16 protein-coding genes and 2 pseudogenes are annotated in these 18,641 nt (G+C 49.5%); 7 read left to right on the top strand and 11 right to left on the bottom strand.

All coding sequences use genetic code 11. The annotated features are described in order from the left end of the window. Window positions 1–157 precede the first annotated feature (157 nt). Window positions 158–403 (top strand): nucleotide pyrophosphohydrolase, encoded by a 246-nt coding sequence (locus WD071_RS15965; RefSeq protein WP_368049392.1) that lies wholly within the window; start codon window positions 158–160, stop codon window positions 401–403. A 49-nt stretch (window positions 404–452) separates the two neighbouring features. Here WD071_RS15965 and WD071_RS15960 read toward each other — a convergent pair whose 3' ends face one another. Together WD071_RS15960 and WD071_RS15955 are read right to left on the bottom strand one after the other, a co-directional pair. Further along, on the bottom strand, window positions 453–1,181 hold the full coding sequence (locus WD071_RS15960) for a tetratricopeptide repeat protein (protein WP_368049391.1): 729 nt from the start codon (window positions 1,179–1,181) through the stop codon (window positions 453–455). A 480-nt stretch (window positions 1,182–1,661) separates the two neighbouring features. Further along, on the bottom strand, window positions 1,662–2,363 hold the full coding sequence (locus tag WD071_RS15955; protein WP_368049390.1) for a hypothetical protein: 702 nt from the start codon (window positions 2,361–2,363) through the stop codon (window positions 1,662–1,664). A gap of 479 nt (window positions 2,364–2,842) precedes the next feature. On the opposite strand from WD071_RS15955, the gene WD071_RS15950 reads away from it, so the two are divergent. The 3 genes and pseudogenes from WD071_RS15950 to WD071_RS15940 form a co-directional block, all read left to right on the top strand. After that, window positions 2,843–3,571, top strand: a complete 729-nt coding sequence (locus tag WD071_RS15950; protein ID WP_368049389.1) for a hypothetical protein — start codon at window positions 2,843–2,845, stop codon at window positions 3,569–3,571. Between the two features lie 14 nt (window positions 3,572–3,585). Beyond that, window positions 3,586–4,890 carry a hypothetical protein gene (locus tag WD071_RS15945; protein WP_368049388.1) on the top strand — a complete coding sequence of 435 codons (1,305 nt, stop codon included), beginning with the start codon at window positions 3,586–3,588 and terminating at the stop codon, window positions 4,888–4,890. A 715-nt stretch (window positions 4,891–5,605) separates the two neighbouring features. Beyond that, window positions 5,606–5,779 (top strand): annotated as a pseudogene (locus WD071_RS15940) (transposase); the annotation flags it as partial. A gap of 22 nt (window positions 5,780–5,801) precedes the next feature. On the opposite strand, the pseudogene WD071_RS15935 reads toward WD071_RS15940, so the two are convergent. From WD071_RS15935 to WD071_RS15925, 3 genes and pseudogenes are all read right to left on the bottom strand, one after another. Continuing rightward, window positions 5,802–6,065, bottom strand: a pseudogene (locus WD071_RS15935) (transposase); the annotation flags it as partial. Between the two features lie 1,022 nt (window positions 6,066–7,087). Then, window positions 7,088–7,942, bottom strand: coding sequence for a hypothetical protein (locus WD071_RS15930; RefSeq protein WP_368049387.1), 855 nt, complete (start codon window positions 7,940–7,942; stop codon window positions 7,088–7,090). Beyond that, complete coding sequence (locus WD071_RS15925; RefSeq protein WP_368049386.1) at window positions 7,939–8,754, bottom strand: HipA family kinase; 816 nt, start codon at window positions 8,752–8,754, stop codon at window positions 7,939–7,941. Before WD071_RS15925 ends, WD071_RS15930 begins: the two co-directional genes overlap by 4 nt. A gap of 389 nt (window positions 8,755–9,143) precedes the next feature. Here WD071_RS15925 and WD071_RS15920 point away from each other — a divergent pair, with 389 nt between their 5' ends. Next, window positions 9,144–9,464, top strand: a complete 321-nt coding sequence (locus tag WD071_RS15920) for a nucleotide pyrophosphohydrolase (RefSeq protein ID WP_368049385.1) — start codon at window positions 9,144–9,146, stop codon at window positions 9,462–9,464. Next, entirely contained in the window at window positions 9,461–11,653 is a 2,193-nt protein-coding gene (locus WD071_RS15915; protein WP_368049384.1) for a DNA/RNA helicase domain-containing protein, read from the top strand. Before WD071_RS15920 ends, WD071_RS15915 begins: the two co-directional genes overlap by 4 nt. Before the next feature lie 19 nt (window positions 11,654–11,672). Here WD071_RS15915 and fic read toward each other — a convergent pair whose 3' ends face one another. From fic to WD071_RS15900, 3 genes are all read right to left on the bottom strand, one after another. Continuing rightward, complete coding sequence (gene fic / locus WD071_RS15910; RefSeq protein ID WP_368049383.1) at window positions 11,673–12,797, bottom strand: protein adenylyltransferase Fic; 1,125 nt, start codon at window positions 12,795–12,797, stop codon at window positions 11,673–11,675. Window positions 12,798–12,946: 149 nt separating this feature from the next. Further along, a complete protein-coding gene (locus WD071_RS15905) occupies window positions 12,947–14,008 on the bottom strand; it encodes an HNH endonuclease (RefSeq protein ID WP_368049382.1) in 1,062 nt (353 codons plus the stop codon). After that, window positions 14,005–14,406, bottom strand: a complete 402-nt coding sequence (locus WD071_RS15900) for an HIT domain-containing protein (protein ID WP_368049381.1) — start codon at window positions 14,404–14,406, stop codon at window positions 14,005–14,007. The genes WD071_RS15905 and WD071_RS15900 overlap by 4 nt, the downstream gene beginning before the upstream one ends. Before the next feature lie 50 nt (window positions 14,407–14,456). Here WD071_RS15900 and WD071_RS15895 point away from each other — a divergent pair, with 50 nt between their 5' ends. Next, window positions 14,457–14,768, top strand: a complete 312-nt coding sequence (locus tag WD071_RS15895) for a hypothetical protein (RefSeq protein WP_368049380.1) — start codon at window positions 14,457–14,459, stop codon at window positions 14,766–14,768. Window positions 14,769–14,827: 59 nt separating this feature from the next. On the opposite strand, the gene WD071_RS15890 is transcribed toward WD071_RS15895, so the two are convergent. From WD071_RS15890 to WD071_RS15880, 3 genes are read right to left on the bottom strand one after another with little or no spacing between them, the layout of a single operon-like run. After that, window positions 14,828–15,757, bottom strand: a complete 930-nt coding sequence (locus WD071_RS15890) for an HNH endonuclease (RefSeq protein WP_368049379.1) — start codon at window positions 15,755–15,757, stop codon at window positions 14,828–14,830. Window positions 15,758–15,777: 20 nt separating this feature from the next. After that, window positions 15,778–16,590, bottom strand: a complete 813-nt coding sequence (locus tag WD071_RS15885) for a restriction endonuclease (protein WP_368049378.1) — start codon at window positions 16,588–16,590, stop codon at window positions 15,778–15,780. Between the two features lie 50 nt (window positions 16,591–16,640). Further along, complete coding sequence (locus WD071_RS15880) at window positions 16,641–18,551, bottom strand: DUF4105 domain-containing protein (protein ID WP_368049377.1); 1,911 nt, start codon at window positions 18,549–18,551, stop codon at window positions 16,641–16,643. Window positions 18,552–18,641: the final 90 nt, after the last annotated feature.

Below are 18,641 nucleotides of genomic sequence, written 5' to 3'. Positions count from 1 at the left end.
GCTGTGTAACTAATCTCCACTTTTAACTTGCGTTAAAAATGGGGTGATTACCAAACAACTGCCATTACACCGATTAAGCCCCGGCTCCCCCATTGCCTGTCCCCGCCTGACGTGAAATCATACGGCTCACCATTCCGGATAGGGACAGACAGCCGCCATGAACGAAATCATCGACGCCCTGAACAAGTTTCGGGACGAACGCGAGTGGAGCCAGTTCCACAACCCCAAGGACCTTTCCGTTGCCCTGAGCATTGAAGCCGGCGAGCTGCTGGAAGCCTTCCTGTGGAAACAGCCGGAAGATGCCGACCCGGACAAAATCAAGGAAGAGCTGGCTGATGTGTTCTCCTTTGCCTTTCTGCTGGCTGATGCCTGCCAGCTGGACGTTAAAGACATTGTGCTGTAAGCGTTCAGTCTAAATATTATCGGCCGCTATCAAGCAAAGCGCTTTCATCTCATCGATTAAGCTGTGACTCAACCATATCGATCTGTGCTTCAATATCCATTTTCATATAATCAGGAACCAACTCCTTTGCACGTCTTAGATAAGTTTCAGCTTCATTCCATCTGCTGTGAAGGATATATGCTCTGCCAAGTCGACCCAAATAATCTCCGTTATCTGGGTCAAGTTGCACCGCCGTCTCCAATGAGCTCAGATTCACCTCTGGTTCATCAAACGCAAGCACCGCATGAATAGCATAGACGCGAGAATTTACCAATCCTTCCCCAATGAAGTGTTCCTCAATAGCAGCGCGCAGCCTCTGCCTCCAATTCACGTCAATCGAGGTGGGTACATTAGCCGATGTGACGCCCTCGATGCCGTAAAGCACCGCTTCAACATATGGCATCGGATCAGTAAATTCTGAATCCGCAACCGCAACGGCAGCTTTCTCGATCGCTTCAACACAATGCAGTACACCAATGATTCGAAGTGCCGAAGTAGTGCAAAGTGCGTCGATATGGGTCTCGATTTCTTCAGGGGCTGAAGCAGACAAATTGGCGATAACCGCTTTTCTTTGATCTGGATCTATCAATTCGGTTGCTACGCCACGTAGACGGTTTACTTCTGAGATCTCCCCCGCTTGTTCGTAGTACCGAAGCGCCTCATTGGCAGCGCGTAGCCTATCATTTATGTCCGAAGCGGTATGATAAGCTTGCTCCATTATCTTAGCGGTCTTAAGCATGCCAGACGTTTCGTTCAATGCCAGGGAACGGACGAAAATACGAACATTTCGGATATTTCCTAGGTCTCTTTCTACGATTCTACGGTAAAGATCTATCGATCTCAGTGGCGTCTTCGGAGAGTAAATTTAAACCATATAATGCACTGATTTCTTCTGGATCCTCCTCTATTATGTGAGTCAGTAGCTCATGTGCCCGCGCGTGATAGTCCTCCCTTAATCTATTGTCTGGCGTCAGTGTGCCCAGATCGTAGTAGGTAGTAGCTAGAATTAGTTCCATCTCCACTGAGCGACTTGAAGGGTACTCGTTTAGTGTTTGAAGCCATTGCTGACATTCAGAGCACCCAGAGGTGTCCGGGTTTCTGCATGCTTTGGCATGATTTTGTGCAAGACATGCTTCGTCCCCCGAATCACATTGATCAAGCTGCTGCGCCGATGATAACACCGGCAACAGCGTCAAAAAGAATGCATACATAAACCGAATCAGGGCCACACCAGCCTAGGTTGATGGGATGCCGGAAGAACTTTTACCTGTGCAGCCGTTGGTGTAAGCAGGTATAAGGGCCCTTGGTTAGAAGCAAAGTCGAAATCATCGGTTCCGTTTACTCCCGGTGGCAGTTGCCCAAAATTTTTATTAGCCGCATTCAGGTTACTTAGAAAAAAGGCACTCACAGGATCAGTGTCTCCATGACATCCATTGTCGTCGTTATATTCCGCTGTGTTATTAAAATATGGATGACTATGCGCGCCAGATACTGCTGTGGATGTCCATCCCATCGTTACAGTGCAAGGGTCCATGGTGGGTTTGCCTCCTCCCCAGTGACTCCATGATGTAGCATGGGCAATGGTTGCCATGCTGTTAGCTCCATTGCACACTAAGGTAATAGCCTCTTCGTATGGGTTTGGCTGCGTCCATCCCTGCATAGTAGAAACTGCATAGTTGTCTATTGTAGCTTGGTCACAGACGTTCAATGTAATGTCGTCTTGGGCAAAGTGATGAGGATTTGTACATTCCATGATAATGTTTCCTGAATCTCCGACCGCCGCAGTGAACGTCAGTTCACCCGAAGGGTCCCAATTTTGATTTGTCGCATAACAAATATCACCGTTGCTATTCCATTCTACAGTTGCAAGCTCGCCAGCGATCACCGATGGATCGCCATCAATTTCGAAGGTTGCCTGCACTTCTTCATCGGGGTTCTACCCCGATTCGAAGTACGACCTATAGATCAGTCACATTCGCAACTCAATAGCAAACTCCCAATCCAAAAAAGTGAACCACATCACAACCAGTAAAACATTAGCCATTTGGCTAATAGAACAACGTCTAAGTCCTAGATTATAAGTCCGTATACATTAAATTATTGAACCACGGTTGTGGTAAGGGGGCTAATAGAGCAAAGCGAGCGATCCTTAATTGTATTCGAAATCGGCTGCTTGAGTTTTGAGTTTCCTATTTATACAACTGATGAATTGATTGATTTTATTTCGAAAATGCTGGCATGACACCTTGTTTGGCCAACGATCCGTTAGTTTGAATTTCATGACGTTCAATTCAGAAAATTATTTCTGTCAGGCTATAGAATTGGGGTCGCCGCAATATGCGGCATCAGCCGTGTCCGAATACTCTTAGAAAATTAACAATAAATATTGAGGAGAAAAAAGTGAAGACACGGAGAATTAGACTGTCAGGCCTTAATGCCATTTACTTATTCGTGGGGTTACTTTGGCTTTCAGAGGCTCAATCGGACCCAGGCTATAGAACTTTTGAGGACTACAGCAATGAGGAGATTTCGGAGGCTTTTCTGACAAGCTCAGTCTCGTTAAGTAGCGAACGCGAGCTTGACGATATACCAGAAGGAGTTAGGTTACGCTTCATTCTATCGGACCTAATTACTGATCCAGCAAGACGTGATCTACTCCCAAAGAAGGACTTGGATCTACTTGATGCAATTTTAGCCCCGTCCAATGCAATATTTGTTGAGGATCAGTTCCGGTCAATCCATGAAATCTGCTCGGATGTTATTTCTGGAGCCGACATCGACTCAGTAATCTCTTCAAAAGTCTTGCCATATATTCAGGTCCTTGAGGCTGGGAACAACAAATTGGACGAATATTACCTCCACGCGGTTTCTGAACTGACGGAGTCAACAAGACATCGGATATATGGGATGGTGGAAGAGTTAAGAGGTACGAGGAGGCTAGTCCACTCAAAACTAGATGTTAGATATTTGTATGAAAATCACCCTGCTATAGCGAAAACTATGCTGGATAACAACTGCCAGAATATGAGGGATGTTGGAGAGATAGAACTTGATGACAACATCACTCTAAAAGAGCAGGTAGAGAGGTCGATACGTAACATTCAACTAAAAAATACTAAATCTCAGTGAGGACGAGGCGTACTATGAAAATTATTATAAAAGCATTCTTTTTGTTATCTATCGTCCTTTCTGGCCAGGCTATGGCATACAGTAGCTACTGCTCAACAGGTGGCGGCTTCGCTCCTTACATCCGTCATTACGCGACATATAGTCCATGGGACTATTCGCTTTTTGCTCCCGGAGGAGCGCATCGTGCAAGCTCTAACATATTTACGCCCGTGGTCGACTATGATGAACTAGCGGAGTATATGACCTCCGGAGGCGGCGACAAGACGTTACAACTATTTGTTCCTTCGTTTGGGACATGGTCGTTTGATGGGAAGTCGGAACTTGGATATGGTGAACACTCTGCTTTTGTTCCTGCTACGTATCCAAGTATTTGTAGTGACTCTCTCAGTTTCGAAGAAGTAAATACATCGATAACAATGTCTCCGTCCAATACCGTCACGGAAGGAACAACTGTTACTGCAACATGGTCAGGAGGAGGTTCGGCGGACTATTGCGTCGTACTTGGTCAAACTTATATCGGGAATCAAAATTCACTAACTTTCACTACTGTACAAGGCGACTCTGGGACCTATGTGGTGTGGTGTTATAACGAACACGATAGTGATGATGCAAGCATAACGCTAACAGTTGATCCAGCGCCACCTTCATGCCCCGCAGTCCCACCACCGGCGGTGGGGTTTGTTTACCCAAATCCTAGTAGAGACTCAAATCTTCCCACTTCAGAGTTTGGTGGATTTAATTTTCTAACACCCCCTGGCCAGGGGGTGAATGTACAGGCATATTGTGACAACGATGTGTGGAGAGCGCGGGTGGCATACGCTGCGATTCCAACCCGTATTGCAGCGAATTTGCACGAATTAGAGGAAGTGTCTGTAAACCGGGTAAATAGCGAAAGCTCTTGCACTGTGCTGAATCAAATGGCATCGAGTTTAACTTATCATTCTAGCTTCACTACTGGACCAAGAGATACCACTACTAACCCTTTTTGGATGATTGATGCTATTGTGGCTCATGAAAATGTCCACTATGAGAAGTTTAAAGACTCTCTTGACCCATATTTTAGTGACTTTCTGGTTGACATGCACAATGTCACTATACCCATAGGAAGCGCTGCAAACGCGTCATCAGCTAGGGCCCAGATGGAATCTCAAGTGCAGGCTGTCTACGAACTACTGAGGCAGGATATGGTTATAGCGAGGTCGTTCGCAGATCACCCTCCAGTAGCCTGGTCGCTCTTTACATCAGCGTCGTTGGCAGTTAGTGGTAATAGGGTAAGCAATATAACCGCAAGAAAGAATGCTTTAAGTTGTGCTCTGTAGAAGGATGTCTTTGAGAGACGTAGTGTCCATAAACTAATGTAAGGGGCTGCAATGAAATTACTTAAACTAACTCTATCCTATATAGTTTGTATAGTTTGTGTGGGCATAGCCCACTCTGCTGACGATAATGAAATAGAAAGGACGATTAGCTCACAACTATTCGATAATTCGATTCAACTCACTATGATTGTATCTATTAGCGAAGATGACCTACTTGAGACGGTAACTGTAAACCTTCTTAACGCTTCAAACGATACGTATCGATTGGGGTTGCCTAAAAATGAGGTCCCTCTAACGTGGGGGCTCTTTATTACTACTTTGGCGGACCAATCTGAGCTTATCAACAAGGACGATTTGGTATTGGACTTTGATTCGCATTATGTCGCGCAGGACCTAGCGCCGGGAGACACATTAGAATGGATAATTAACGTAAAGGAGGTAGTTGATGACTCAGCACTTCATGAATGTCCCCCTGCCGCCGACTTGCAAGTTAATTTGAGGATATGGCTATTTGAAGTAGAGAATGGCGAGGAGTTCTCTTACGCAAACTCAAGCATCCAGAGTGCGAGGCTGCTATGGAGGGGAAGCTCGATCTAGGTAACCAATGGGATGGACTCCTCCTCACCCAGAGGTGGTCCCGCAAATTCGGACTCCAGTATAAGTGCAACAGCGTTCTGACTGAGGCATCGTAGATGCCTCATTTCAGGCGCACAACATGAGCAGACGACCACGCCGTAACCATTCACCGGCATTCAAGGCCAAGGTGGCCCTGGCCGCCCTGAAGGGCGACAAGACACTGGCGGAGCTGGCCCAGATCCATGATGTCCATGCCAACCAGATCACCCAATGGAAGACCCAGCTGCAAGAGCAGGCTGCGGAAGCATTCGGCGGTGACACCGACCGCTTCACCACTTTTTTTGTAAGGCTTCCTGGACGATGTCAGCTTTGAGCCGCTCCTCGGCATAAAGCCTTTTCAGTCGGCTATTTTTTTCAGCTTCCAGCTCCTTCAGTCGAGCAATCAGGGAAGCATCCATGCCGCCGTATTTGGCCCGCCACTTGTACACCGTTGCCGAGCTAACGCCATGCTCCCGGCAGACCTGCGCCACCGGGGTACCGGCCTCGACCTGCTTCAGTATGGCCATGATTTGACTGTCTGTAAATTTCGACGTTTTCATGCAGAATCTCCTCTTTGCGTAGATTACGAGAAAATTCCACTTTTGACTTCAATTAATTTTGGGGCTGATTACCATTTAAGTCGTTACTTACGAAAAAAGCTCTACTTAAAGTCGGCACATGTTAACCGAGATTAGATACAGGACCTGACTCACGATGGCTAAACTCGCATGAACTTTAAGTATTAGCAACAATGTAAATAGGCAACTGACACAATGTTAATCCCCTATTAATACTGAGAATTCAGCCCTTGACACTTTATGTTTAGCACTCGTATAAATACACCATACTAGGCTTATAAGTGATACAAGTCGCCTTTTCGTCCGCGCCCATCAAGCCACCTGCTTGTCCGCCGTAACATAATATACTATTGATATGTATTATATTTTTAATTTGCGAGCGAAAATTGCGCAAGCACAAGGGGAATATGATTATCCAAGGCTTAACCACCCCACAGATATCTTCCTACAAAGGAGCTACCTCGGCTTTGAGTACGGTAATTGGCTCAAGCCCAATATACGAGCTCAGTAAATAATCGAAAAAACAAGCCGTTAGGCCGGAAATGTGACGTAGTTTACGAAGGGCCATAGTTCAATCACTCGCGCACGAAAGCTGCCAACCCGAACTTATAGCAACAACTGAAGCAACATACGCAGCTTCATAGACCAAAATTATATATGAAAGTCAATTGCTTAGAAATAGAAGCAAAGTCCTCTCCTGGCACCATATATCCCGTAGTACCTCCTATATCTCCCACTCTTGCTTTGGCCTATCCGAAGTGTTTAATCTATATTTGCGGCGAGGGAGGACTCAGAAATGAACAGCGCAAAATTGAATAACGCTCACGCTAGGGCAGCAATGCTCATCAAGCGCAGGGAAGCTGCAGACAGGCTCGCTAATTCAGGGGTCGTCATATCAAAAACTGGTGGCGCATACCGCGACCCGGCCTCAATCATTCGATCCAGCAAAGCACAGGCGCAGTTAAAGGTTATCGCTGTTATCCGAGAGCGCAGCCACACATAGGCTATGCAGCTCTATCGATCACGTGGTCTGCAGCTTGCACCGCGGAGTCAGTAGCAAACACCGCAAGATCTCGTCGGGAGGCCTCGTATTTCAGCTCTTCCACAAAGTCGTTAAATATACCACTGTCGCTGCCAGCATCCTGCAGAGGCGCTCTGAGCACGAGCTCACAAGTCTCCAATGGGAACAACAGACTTTCGTCTCTTAGTCGATCAAGTTGCCAGAGTTTACTTTGCGCCCGAATCAGGGCTTGTTGGATGCCTTTCTCGCCGTAAACTGCATCAAATTGAGCAGCATAGCTACCTGCGATAAATCCGAATTTCATTGGCAGGCCATATCCTCGTATCGTAACGCTCTGCTCAAAAAATTCCGCCAATTCCCCTCGCCGACCTGTCACGGCATCAAAAACGCTCTTACGCCAATCCTCCGGGCCTGATCGCTCCGGTCTGGCTGACTCTTCATTATTTTCAGATGACATGGCCAAACTGATAGACGACGAATATTTAGACGCAACCAGCAAGGCATCCTCTATGTTTTCGGCCAATGACGACTTCAGCGCCCCCAGGTAGAACCCTTCCAGAGGGGGAGGCCAATCGCCAGCCAAGGGTTGACGAGAATAGAACTTCTCTGCCCGGTATACACAAAGCGACAGCGCTTCAGCAATGCGTGCCCCCATTTCCAGACCATAAATTTTCTTCAACCTGGAGGACGGCACCAACCTGGCAGCGATCAAAGCCTGATCATCCCCTTTCAGAATGAGTCCTATCGTGATCCGCTCACCCGACATTGGAATAGGCTCTATCTGCAGGCTACGCCAGGAAAAAGCGTAGTCTGGTACAGGTGGAAACTGTATCTTCATGATTTTTTCTCGTCCCGATCTGCCAGATTGATGTGGTTATCCAACTTCATGTTCAACTGTTTTATGCCTAAGCTCTGCGTCAATATGTCTGGCATGCGCTCAATTCGTTGCCTAAGAAAACTCATGTATTTTTCGAAATGACTTCCGATACCGGTGGTTGCCACGTCTGCCGGACATACGAATTCCAGTACCTCGTCCCAATTAATACTTTTCAACTGCTCTACAACGACCAATGCTTCTCGCCTGATTTTGTGTAACTCGAACTCGGTCTTCCCATCGGACAACACGTGCAGTATCTGGGAGTAACAGATGTCAGCAGGTTGCGCGCTATTCGGCAACGCTTCATCGTGGTCAATCATCCAATAAACGCGATTTTCGGCAAACAGTAAGTTATTAGGAAGACGATCATCGTTAAAAATCCACTCATCAAACACGCCACAAGCCAATGCTTCGGGCCAACGCCTTATTTCGTCATTAATCTGGTCATTGGCAATGCGAAATGCTGGGTAGTATTCCCGCTCCAACCCAAAGCCCAGATTAAGGCGATTCCCAGCGCGACGCCCGGGGACAATCGCTGGATCCACCTGCACATAAAACGCTTGCTTGATCGGCAATCCAAGCATGCGAGCCAGCACTGCACACAGTACTTCTTTTGCAATATCCTCCAACTTCAACAGCTTAAGAAAGACCTCTCGCCGCGTATTGTATGTATCGTATATCGACGCCCGAAAAGTTGTTCCTTTGCGGGTTGGTATGGCGTCAAGTGGTTGAATCGCGGTCGCAATCTGAACCTCAGGATGATTGATCGCCATACATGCCCCTTTAGCCTTAAGGCCAGATGCCCACAACACTCATAGCAACATCCCATTTACACACATCCGAGTGTAATGATTGATACAGGCCTGTCAAAGCATAAGCCTGTTGAATAACTGTGGATAAGTACTGTATAAGAAATACTGTTTATATATACAGTTTTCTGGAGACCATTTCCAACGAATCTGAACGCGGGATCTACTGGAGAAGGAGTAACGTCAATCCACAGACAGTGGGGTTGTTATATTTAGCAAGCTATATGGTTATTCTATCAATCTTTATCGACAGATGAGCAAGCGCTGCTCGCGACAGGAATCAGGTATTGTCAGCCCTTGCCTTCCGTGAAATCATAGGCGCTATGGTCCCAGACGCCAAAATTGACAAAAATATGAACGAAATCATAGACGCACTGAGCAAATTCCGCGATGAACGCGAGTGGAGCCAGTTCCACAACCCCAAGGACCTTTCCGTTGCCCTGAGCATTGAAGCCGGCGAGCTGCTGGAAGCCTTCCTGTGGAAACACCCCGATGATGCCGACCCGCAGAAAGTACAGGAAGAGCTGGCCGATGTGTTTGCCTATGCGTTTTTGCTGGCAGACGCCTATCAGCTGGACGTCAAGGACATCGTGCTGGCCAAGATCAAAAAGAACGCTGAAAAGTACCCCGTCAGCAAGGCCAAAGGCACCGCCAAAAAATACACTGAACTATGAGCGGCACGCATCCGATTGAGATCAGCCGCTACAGCTTCAGGAAAGAGGCGCTTGAGCAGCTGGATGCCAAAGGCCTCACGCAGGCCAGCTGGCCACTCGTTTATGTTTTGAGCAACGCCGACAAGGGACGCGCCTATGTGGGCGAGACGGCGGATACCGTCAATCGCATGAGCACCCACCTGAAACACAACGACAAAAGCAGGCTGACAGTTGTCCACCTGATCCAGAGCGACAAGTTCAACAAGTCCGCCACCCTGGATATCGAGTCCAGCCTCATCAAATACATGGCCGCCGACGGCAAATTCACCCTGCTCAATGGCAACCTGGGGCTGGTTGACCATAACTATTATCAGAAGCAACAGCTTTATGCCGGCATGTTCCGCCAGCTGTGGAACAAACTGCGGGCAGAAGGCCTGACCCAGCACTCGATTGAACACCTGGACAACTCCGACCTGTTCAAATACTCGCCCTACAAGTCCCTGTCATCCGATCAGCGCCAGGGCCTGCTGGGCATCATGTATGCCCTGCTGGATGACAAGGTCAAAACCCTGGTCGTGGAAGGCGGCGCCGGTACCGGCAAATCCGTGCTGGCGATCTTCCTGTTCAAACTGCTGCAGAGCGAGCCGGACGAGGTCAATTTCAGCGGGCTGTCCGCCGAGGAAGATGAGTTCAGGGAATTGCTGCTGCAGTTGCAGGAGAAATATGGCGTAAACCCCAAAATGGCTTTGGTGGTACCGATGGCGTCATTTCGCGCCACCCTAAAAAAAGCCTTCGCCAATGTCGCTGGCCTGTCACCCGGTATGGTCATCAGCCCGTCGCAGCTTGCGCAGCAACATTACGATATTGTGCTGGTGGATGAAGCACACCGGCTGCGGCGCCGGCAAAACCTGGGCGCCTATTACGGCGCTTTTGACAAGACCGCCACCGCCCTGGGCTTTGATCCCAAAACCTGCAGCGAAGTGGACTGGGTCGTTCAGCAGTCAGGCAAATCGGTGTTTTTCTACGACCTGAACCAGACTATCAAGCCGTCGGATGCGTCCACAGAGGTATTTCGTGACCTGAAAAAATCGCCCTCGACCCAGACCCAGCAACTGGTGTCACAGTTCCGGGTACGGGGCGGCAATCCCTATGTGCAGTTTGTCGACAGGCTGCTGCATTGCCAACTGGGAACGGCAGCGCCCTACCGCTCAAAACAATACGAGCTGCGGCTGTTTGAATCCTTCAGCGAATTTGTGGAAACCCTGCAGACGCGTGACCACCAATACGGCCTGTCGCGCATGATTGCCGGATATGCCTGGCCGTGGCAGTCCAACAAGGATCCCGCGCTGTTCGACATCGAAATCGAATCCATGCAACTGAAATGGAACACCACCAGTTCCGACTGGATCAATACCCCTAATTCAGTGAACGAAGTCGGCTGCATTCATACCACGCAGGGCTACGACCTGAATTATGCCGGCATCATTTTCGGCCGCGAGATCGGCTACGACAAGACCCGCAAGGAAATCGTCATCAGGCCAGAGCTGTACTTCGACAGGAATGGCAAACAGTCCATCAAAGACCCCGAAGAACTCAAAAAGTACATTCTGAACATCTACCAGACCATCCTGCTGCGCGGCATCCGGGGCACATTCATCTACGCCTGCGATCCCGATTTCCGCGACTACCTGGCACAGTACATTTCGCCCGAACCCCCTGCGATAGCCGATGTCACAGACATCACACCCGTCCCGGTAAAACCCTACGTCAACGCAGCGCCGGTTTACGACCTGGTGGCAGCCGCCGGCGACTTCAGTGAACAGCAACAGGCCGAGCAAAAGGAATGGTACCTGTTGCCGGAAGGCGAAAAAGTAGACCAAAGCCATTTCGTCTGCAAAGTGCAGGGCGAGTCGATGAACAACATCATCCCCAATGGCGCCATGTGCCTGTTCCGCACCGACCCGGGCGGCAGCCGCAACGGCAAGATCGTGCTGGTTGAGCTGCTGGACAGCATTGATGAAGACAGTGGTTCGCACTACACGGTGAAGGAATATGCGAGCGTGAAAACTGAGGATGAGGATGGCTGGGTGCATGAGCAGATTGTGCTGAAGCCGCGCTCGAGTGATCCGGGGTATCAGCCTATTGTGTTGACGGCGGATGATGAGAACAGGTATCGGGTTGTTGGGGTGTTTGTGCGGGTGTTGTACTGACAACGTTACAGATTGGTGTTCAATCGTTCGAATAGGGTAAAAACTCATTGCTGTCACCGCCCAGCAATGTAAGCAGTTTTGGATGCAAAAATAGCTTGTCGCGCCCAGCTTTCTGCTCACGAAGCACACCCATGTCGCACAACTCTTTCAGGTATACCGAGGCGGTCTGGCGCTTGGCGATACCCGCCTCCACCAGATTGGCAATGCGGCAATAGGGCTGGGTAAAAATCAACTCCACCAGTTCGCGACTGTAAATATTAGGCAGGCGGTGGCGCACATGATCAGCGGTGTGTTCCTGCAAGGCGCGAATGGCCATGACTTTTTGACGCGTCCATTGGGCGGTGTTGACAACTGCTTGCAGCATGTAGAGCAACCAGGGCTCCCAATCATTTTGCTCTGTCACCTGGCGCAACAGACGATAATAGTCGGCCTTGTGCTGGATGATGTGCCGGCTGAGATAGAGCACCGGAATGCTGAGTAGCTCTTGGTCTAGCAGATACAGCAAATTGATGATGCGGCCGGTACGGCCGTTGCCGTCGGTAAACGGGTGGATGGCCTCGAACTGATAATGGGCCACCGCCATGCGAACAAGAGGGTCAAGCTGGCCTGACTGGTTAGCATCGTGCAGAAACCCCTCCCAGTTGGCCAGCAGATCGCGCAAGTGCGCTTCGCCTTCTGGCGGAGTATAAATGGTTTCGCCAGAGGCCGGATTGCTCAGCGTAGTGCCCGGTACACGACGGATATCCATAACCACACCCTTAATGGTGGAACAAATGGCCACAGCGGTGTTGGTAGACAGTGGGCGCTCTCGCAGGGACTGGAAACCCTGCCAGAGAGCCGTGCGGTAACGCAGCGCCTCTTTGGTCGCCGAATCTGCGCGACTGTCATCTGCCTGGGCGAACTCGAACAAACTATCGGTGGTGGTGACAATATTTTCGATTTCCGAGCTGCCTTTGGCTTCCAGCAGCGGAATGGTGTTGATCAGCATAGCCTGATTGGGGATGAGTTCGCCTGCCTGCTTGAGCTCGGCTAGCGCGCTGCGGGCTTCGATGCAAGCCTTGAGAACCGCGCGAGTTTCCAGTTCCAGAGCTGGTGGCAGCGGCGGCAAGTCGTTGTAAGGCTTATTGGGCTGAAATACAGGCATGAAGGATTTTTACATCAACGTGTCGATTAGGTCAACTTTAATCGACATATTCCGTAGATATGTCGATGACATCAACACATGGGTGTATTGTGTCGAGAAATTGATATTTGATCGACATATTGGGTCGCACCAGGCGCACATGATACCGACTAACCCACTCCAAACAACGCCACATACTCCCGGTCGATCATCTCGGTCTGCCGACGCGTTTCAATCCAGGCAAACCCCTGCATTCTGAAAGCCTCACCGTAGGCCCATTTTGCCACTTCGGTTGTACTGCCGATGTTGGAGACAAAGCCCTGCTCCTGCATTCTCTCACCCAGCTCCCGCCCTGAGCGGTCGTTGCGATCCAGCCAGCGTTCAAGATGTTTCCTGGCCGCGAGCATGTCGCGCTTGTCGTTGTTACAGCCCCGGTGTGCCACCACAAAGTTGTGCGCCGTGTCCCGTGGATAGCGCGACCAGGGTATGAAGTGGTCAACCTCGGCCTGGCTGTGCAATTTCCCCTGGCAGTAGAAGCACCGCTTGTCCTGCATCTGGGACAAAATAGGTGCAATACGCGCCAATTGTGCCCGCGGCGTGCCAAACATGAATGATTCCAGATCGTCTTTCTTGCCCAGCAAGGGCGCATTGCGACGGTTGCCGCGTATGTGCTGAACCCAGCCTGCTTTGGCCAGCTGCTGAATCAGCGGACTGAAGCGACGCAAGTTGTGGCTGACACCCCGCTTCAGGATCAACACTTTGTTGGTACAGGGGTAGTCATACAAGAACCGGTCTGTTTGCCCGCCGATGACCTGTAAATGGCGCAGCGGCATGTTATGAACAATAGCCCGGATATCCGAAATGGTGCGCTGCCACTGGGGATGCCCGGGAGCCCTGGCCGGATTGCCTTGCACATCATTGTAGATCTCAAGGATCTGATTAATTACGGCAGCCTGTTTACCCAGATTCTGCAACAGTATCCCGTTTTCCACTTCGTCAGTCGCCGGACCATAACTGCTGGCCTGCCGCCAGTACAACAACGCAAATCGCTCTGCTACGGCATCAAGCGGTAATGCCAGTTCTGCGTCATCATCGCCGCCCAGCTCAATGGCCAGCTCGGTCAATGTCAGCATCAGCGCAAACTTATATGTGGCGGAAAACTCGCCTTCGTCAAACAGGCGCTGAATCTTCTCCAGAAACGCAAGCTGAGCCCTGGCAGAAAGCGCACTCATCGATCTGACCAATAATCAGCTTTGTCAGGCATGATCCAGCGCAAGCCACCGCGAGGGTCAGCCACGTCCCCTGCATAGCGAGGAATCAGGTGAATATGGCAATGCCCAATGGTCTGGCCTGCCGCCGGCCCGTCGTTCATGCCGATGTTGTAGCTGTCAGGCACAAACTGGCTGTCCAGTATAGTTTTGGCCTGCTCGACCAGATCCCAGAGATCATCGCGTTCGCTGCGGGTCAGCTCGAAGTATGAGCCCACATGACGGAAGGGGATAATCAGCGTGTGGCCCGGCGAGATGGGGTAGTTGTCAAGGATGGCGAAGCCATGGGTACTGGTGGCCAGAGGCTCGCGATCTGTTGAGTCGCAGAAGGGACAGGGTTTGTGGTTAGAATTTGTCGTCATGGGTGGATATTGTTTAATATCGAGCATGGCGTCAAGTTGAGGCGATGACAATGCAGATACAATTTAACTACCTTTACCGTGATGCGGGCAATTTCAAACAGTTTGGCTCCGTGGTTTTTGACAACAATAAATGCATATCCGTTGAGGAGCTTGAGAATCAAGTACGGGCAGCGCTCATAGATGGCCAGTATTTCATAGCGGCGAAGGTTGGTGTGCCTAATTTATGGGTCTGTCCTTATGATGCAGAACTGGATCACGGCTGGCATGAGTTTGAGGGACTGGGAGACAGAGATACCGACAGCAACAATGTCGACTCGAGAGATATTACAACTTTCTTGGGCGATCTTAGGAAAAACGGATAGGGTTTGTGCTTTTTTTCATGGAAAGGTAATTTCTAGTCTCAGCAGGCGTCCTGAGTAATTTAGTTTGATAGCAAAAACTCTTCATAACGCTGTGCAAGGCGAACTCTATCCGGCGATTGATTTTTGTTATACGGCGGTATGAGTTCTTGTCCATTCAAGTTTTTGAGTGCAGTCAAAACTGGACCGTCATTCTTTTCCATAAGCCTGTCACTAATCACGATTTTCCGACCAGGTGTAATTCCTATTAAATTTGCGTCATAGGCTCGATGATGAAGCCTTGTCATTGCTATACCGTTAGTTATCTCAGTTGAACTATGAGTATGGGAATCTGGTGTTATGTGTGCCGCTTCAAGTAATTCAGGAACTGGCAGTCCGGATAAGGAGCACCGATTTCTGTACGCAGACAGGACGTTAGCACGAAACGTTGCTTGGTGAAGCCTTACTCGAGCCTCCCGAACGGCGTATGCTCTCACGGGAGCATTTAGATCTGGGTAAACAACCACTTTGGATTTGTTCGCACTATCGACAAGAGGTTCGCCTACCACCACCTCACAGTACATCAGATCAGGATAGATATTAGAGATATAACACGGCCAGATTGCCTTATATCTGCCTGGTGCTACTGCATGAAAGTAAATAAAGGGCGTTTGCTGGTCCATGGCCTGCCACAGATGCTTGTTGCCATTCTCTTGAGGGTTTCCTGCCTGAAGGGAGTACCGAAAAAATCCTTCTTCAGTTTCATGATCATCATAAATATTTGTTCTGCCCGCCCTAGGCTCAGTTGTTTTTATACTTATCGCACCTTGCTTCATTTGCTTTGGCTTAAATATGCCTCGCGCTTTGTTAGCCAATAATATCCTTTGACCCTCAAAATCGAATCCTTGTGTAATTTCAGACCAGGGGATGTCGTCGCCGAAAACGCGATCTAGCCATCTCACGCGCTCAAACGCAGAAAGTAGAATTTTAAGATCGCCATCTTGATGATTCACTGATCTGCCCATAACGTCCATTAACTCTTCACTGCCTCTGTGTGTCTGCATTTTGGAAACGACGCACATCCATAAAACGAATTCCCGGCATTGCTTCCTTTACGTGCGACACGCGCGACCAGTTCAGAGCCGCACAAGGGACAGACTTTAGGATCATTCTTCTGCCTTTGTTTGGCGCTCGCATCATTCACCAAGGGAACGGTATCCTTTGAGCGCTGCACGGATGAAATGAGCTGGTACAGTTGGCTCCCGTCTATCAAATCGACCGGCTGAGCTTGCGCAAAGTTTATCGCTTCCTGAGTGAAAAAGCCCGACGTAACAACGATGGCTCTTGCGGCATCCTCAGCTTTAACAAGCCCCAGCATTTCCCGCACAACATTGACCCCTACCTTTTGGGACTTCCAATGTTTGCATTGAACAAGGTGAACATGTCCACCCTTGCTCAGCCTGATATCGATACCTCCATCCGGGCCTGCCTTAAAATTCTCCACCACTGAATAGCCTTGACGTCTATATGCCTCAGCAAGAAGTTCTTCAAATTCACGCCAGCCCAGCAATCTGATGGATTCAATGTTTTGCTGTTTGTCCAATAACCTCCTTTTTTTCCTCATCAACCAAAAAGACAATGGTGCCGGCATCAAAAAAAGTAGGGCGAACATATATGCATTCTGTGATAACCCGGCTGAGACAGCAGACAAAACCATGCTATCCGCGGCCATGATTGGAAGCCCATAGCTTAGAAAGATATAAATTGTGATAGATGCGATGACGCTGACCCACCATGGGAGTCGTACAAGTTGATCAAGGATGCCGTCGTCTTTCCTTAGAGCCATGTTGATAGTCTCTTGATTGCTGATACCGCTCGCGCTAAGAGTGCTGATCGTTACCAGTACGCCCCAACGCTCAGACCCAACTCGTTTACCACATTTCTCTCATACAGCAGTCGAATATCCAGGTACCGCGACACTTCGTAGCGCACGGCAGCACCGCTTACCAATCTGTCCTCATGCGATGTACTCAGACCCTCGCGAAACTCGGCACTTAATTCAAATCGCAGTCGCTCTGTGAAACTGCCACTGGCAGTTAGGCCAGCAGACAGGTAGCCATAGCCGCTGCCACGATAACTACTTTGAAGCGCTCCTCCTAGCCTGGCCGCAATGACACCATTCACGGCGCGTACCGGATAGGCACGACCGATCTGCGCCCTTGCAATCCCTACCGTCGAGTCAATGTCAGAGTACCGGTCTTGAGCCGCCCCTACTTCCAGCAACCACGTGCGGCGGCTATCGCCGGGCAAACCGGTGGCTTTCAGGTTGACGCTCTCGATCTTGATTAAACTAAAACGCCTTACATTCACTTCGTCACCGTCACCGATCAACTCAAGCTCCGCCATCGACAGGGCTGCATTCGGTACATGACCGGCACCATGATCAAGAGCATCGTAATATGCCGGACGAATCCTGAATCGCCACGTAGAACCGATGGTTGAGTTATTCGAGTATGTAATTGCGCTATAACTAATGTCCCTACTTTGGTGAGGAGACGGCGTAGGGCTGTCCGTAAACACTGCGTCTGCTGCCGGCAAGCGGTACCGTTCGGCCAACACTTGCGTGTACGGACTATTTTCGTCAGTGATGTTGCCCTGGCCGTCGCTGGATGTGTACTGATAGTAATCCAGCAGAACATCAAGAACTCTGTATTTGGACGGCAACTCGATCGCCGGGTAGTCGCTCGCGGCCAAACGCTGCGGGGCCCGGATCAACGCTTTGACGGTGCTTTGCTCGTCAGGGCTCAGATCGTAGTATCGGTTGTAAAACCGACTCTGGCGCGAAGGATGATAGATGGGTGACCCATCAAAGATCTGCTTGTCACCTGACTGGCTAGCCATCCGTTGAACAAAGGTCTGAGGGGCATACCAGATGTTATGCCCCGTCGTCAGATCGATTCCACGCAGAATATTGAATAGCCTTGCCATACGATATGCGCAGTTTTTATCAAAAAAATAGTAGGTGAAGTCTGTTTGCATAAGCTCCCAGACAAGGCCCAGTAAAAGTGAGACTTCGTAATCTGTTAGATTTAACTGGTACTCCCAAATGTCTCTGTGCTCAGTTTCGCCGTAGTTGTTGGCGAAATGGAAGTACTCGGAGGAACTGAAAACACCCCGATATTTCCCTGTTATGCCGCTGTAGATATATTTGAAAATCCCATCTTCCTGCGGAATATCGGCACCAAAATTAATACTTTCGTTTTGCAAGTTATTGCTATTTTGTCTGGAAGTATTCAACTTGATCATATTGTGACCAAAGTAGGAGGCTGGATTCTCCAGGAAACCACCCACCATAAGTACACTGATACTGTTTACCGCTTCGTGTCTTTTCCATTCCTCATAGGCATCACAGGCCTGTTCCTCAAGGCCATACTTCTTGAGGTCTAACTCAGCGTCTAACCAGATGTATCGAGCCCGGTATTTGCATTGAGCATGCTCATTGCTATCGCCCCCTACGGGCTCGAAGAAAGCCGACAAGGTAGCGTGCAATTCGGAAGACGGGTTTGATTTACCGTCAATATGCAAGAATGCTGATGACGATCGAAACGCACTTTCGCGTCGTGAATTAAAGAGCCCGTGTTCTTCGTAGCCGAGTATCGTTGACCACACAGGGTCTTTTTCAAGTCCAAGCTCAATGGCTTCCGTGTAAATTTGCGCCGTCGCATCGTCTGACTTGGCTGACGTTACATGGCAGCAAATGACAGCAAAAACGAATAGATTAGCCACAAATTTGGAGAACGGGAACATTGATGGGGTCTGCGCGCGTGTGAGGGTAGTTTGGTAGACACAAGCAAAAAGGCGCGCATCGCATGCCTCCTTGCTTGTTCAGTACAAAAG

It is taken from the genome of Pseudohongiella sp., from assembly GCF_040877505.1.
Lineage (GTDB): Bacteria > Pseudomonadota > Gammaproteobacteria > Pseudomonadales > Pseudohongiellaceae > Pseudohongiella.
Note: the sequence above shows the minus strand (reverse complement) of the source record. Positions and strands in the feature narration are given on the sequence as shown.

What these genes read in the sequence shown, in the direction of transcription:
- WD071_RS15915 (WP_368049384.1), top strand. Translation starts at nt 9,461, where the DNA reads ATGAGCGGCACGCATCCGATTGAGATCAGCCGCTACAGCTTCAGGAAA.
- WD071_RS15900 (WP_368049381.1), bottom strand. Translation starts at nt 14,406, where the DNA reads ATGACGACAAATTCTAACCACAAACCCTGTCCCTTCTGCGACTCAACA.
- WD071_RS15880 (WP_368049377.1), bottom strand. Translation starts at nt 18,551, where the DNA reads ATGTTCCCGTTCTCCAAATTTGTGGCTAATCTATTCGTTTTTGCTGTC.
- WD071_RS15960 (WP_368049391.1), bottom strand. Translation starts at nt 1,181, where the DNA reads ATGCTTAAGACCGCTAAGATAATGGAGCAAGCTTATCATACCGCTTCG.
- WD071_RS15930 (WP_368049387.1), bottom strand. Translation starts at nt 7,942, where the DNA reads ATGAAGATACAGTTTCCACCTGTACCAGACTACGCTTTTTCCTGGCGT.
- WD071_RS15920 (WP_368049385.1), top strand. Translation starts at nt 9,144, where the DNA reads ATGAACGAAATCATAGACGCACTGAGCAAATTCCGCGATGAACGCGAG.
- WD071_RS15925 (WP_368049386.1), bottom strand. Translation starts at nt 8,754, where the DNA reads ATGGCGATCAATCATCCTGAGGTTCAGATTGCGACCGCGATTCAACCA.
- fic (WP_368049383.1), bottom strand. Translation starts at nt 12,797, where the DNA reads ATGCCTGTATTTCAGCCCAATAAGCCTTACAACGACTTGCCGCCGCTG.
- WD071_RS15965 (WP_368049392.1), top strand. Translation starts at nt 158, where the DNA reads ATGAACGAAATCATCGACGCCCTGAACAAGTTTCGGGACGAACGCGAG.
- WD071_RS15905 (WP_368049382.1), bottom strand. Translation starts at nt 14,008, where the DNA reads ATGAGTGCGCTTTCTGCCAGGGCTCAGCTTGCGTTTCTGGAGAAGATT.
- WD071_RS15945 (WP_368049388.1), top strand. Translation starts at nt 3,586, where the DNA reads ATGAAAATTATTATAAAAGCATTCTTTTTGTTATCTATCGTCCTTTCT.
- WD071_RS15895 (WP_368049380.1), top strand. Translation starts at nt 14,457, where the DNA reads ATGCAGATACAATTTAACTACCTTTACCGTGATGCGGGCAATTTCAAA.
- WD071_RS15885 (WP_368049378.1), bottom strand. Translation starts at nt 16,590, where the DNA reads ATGGCTCTAAGGAAAGACGACGGCATCCTTGATCAACTTGTACGACTC.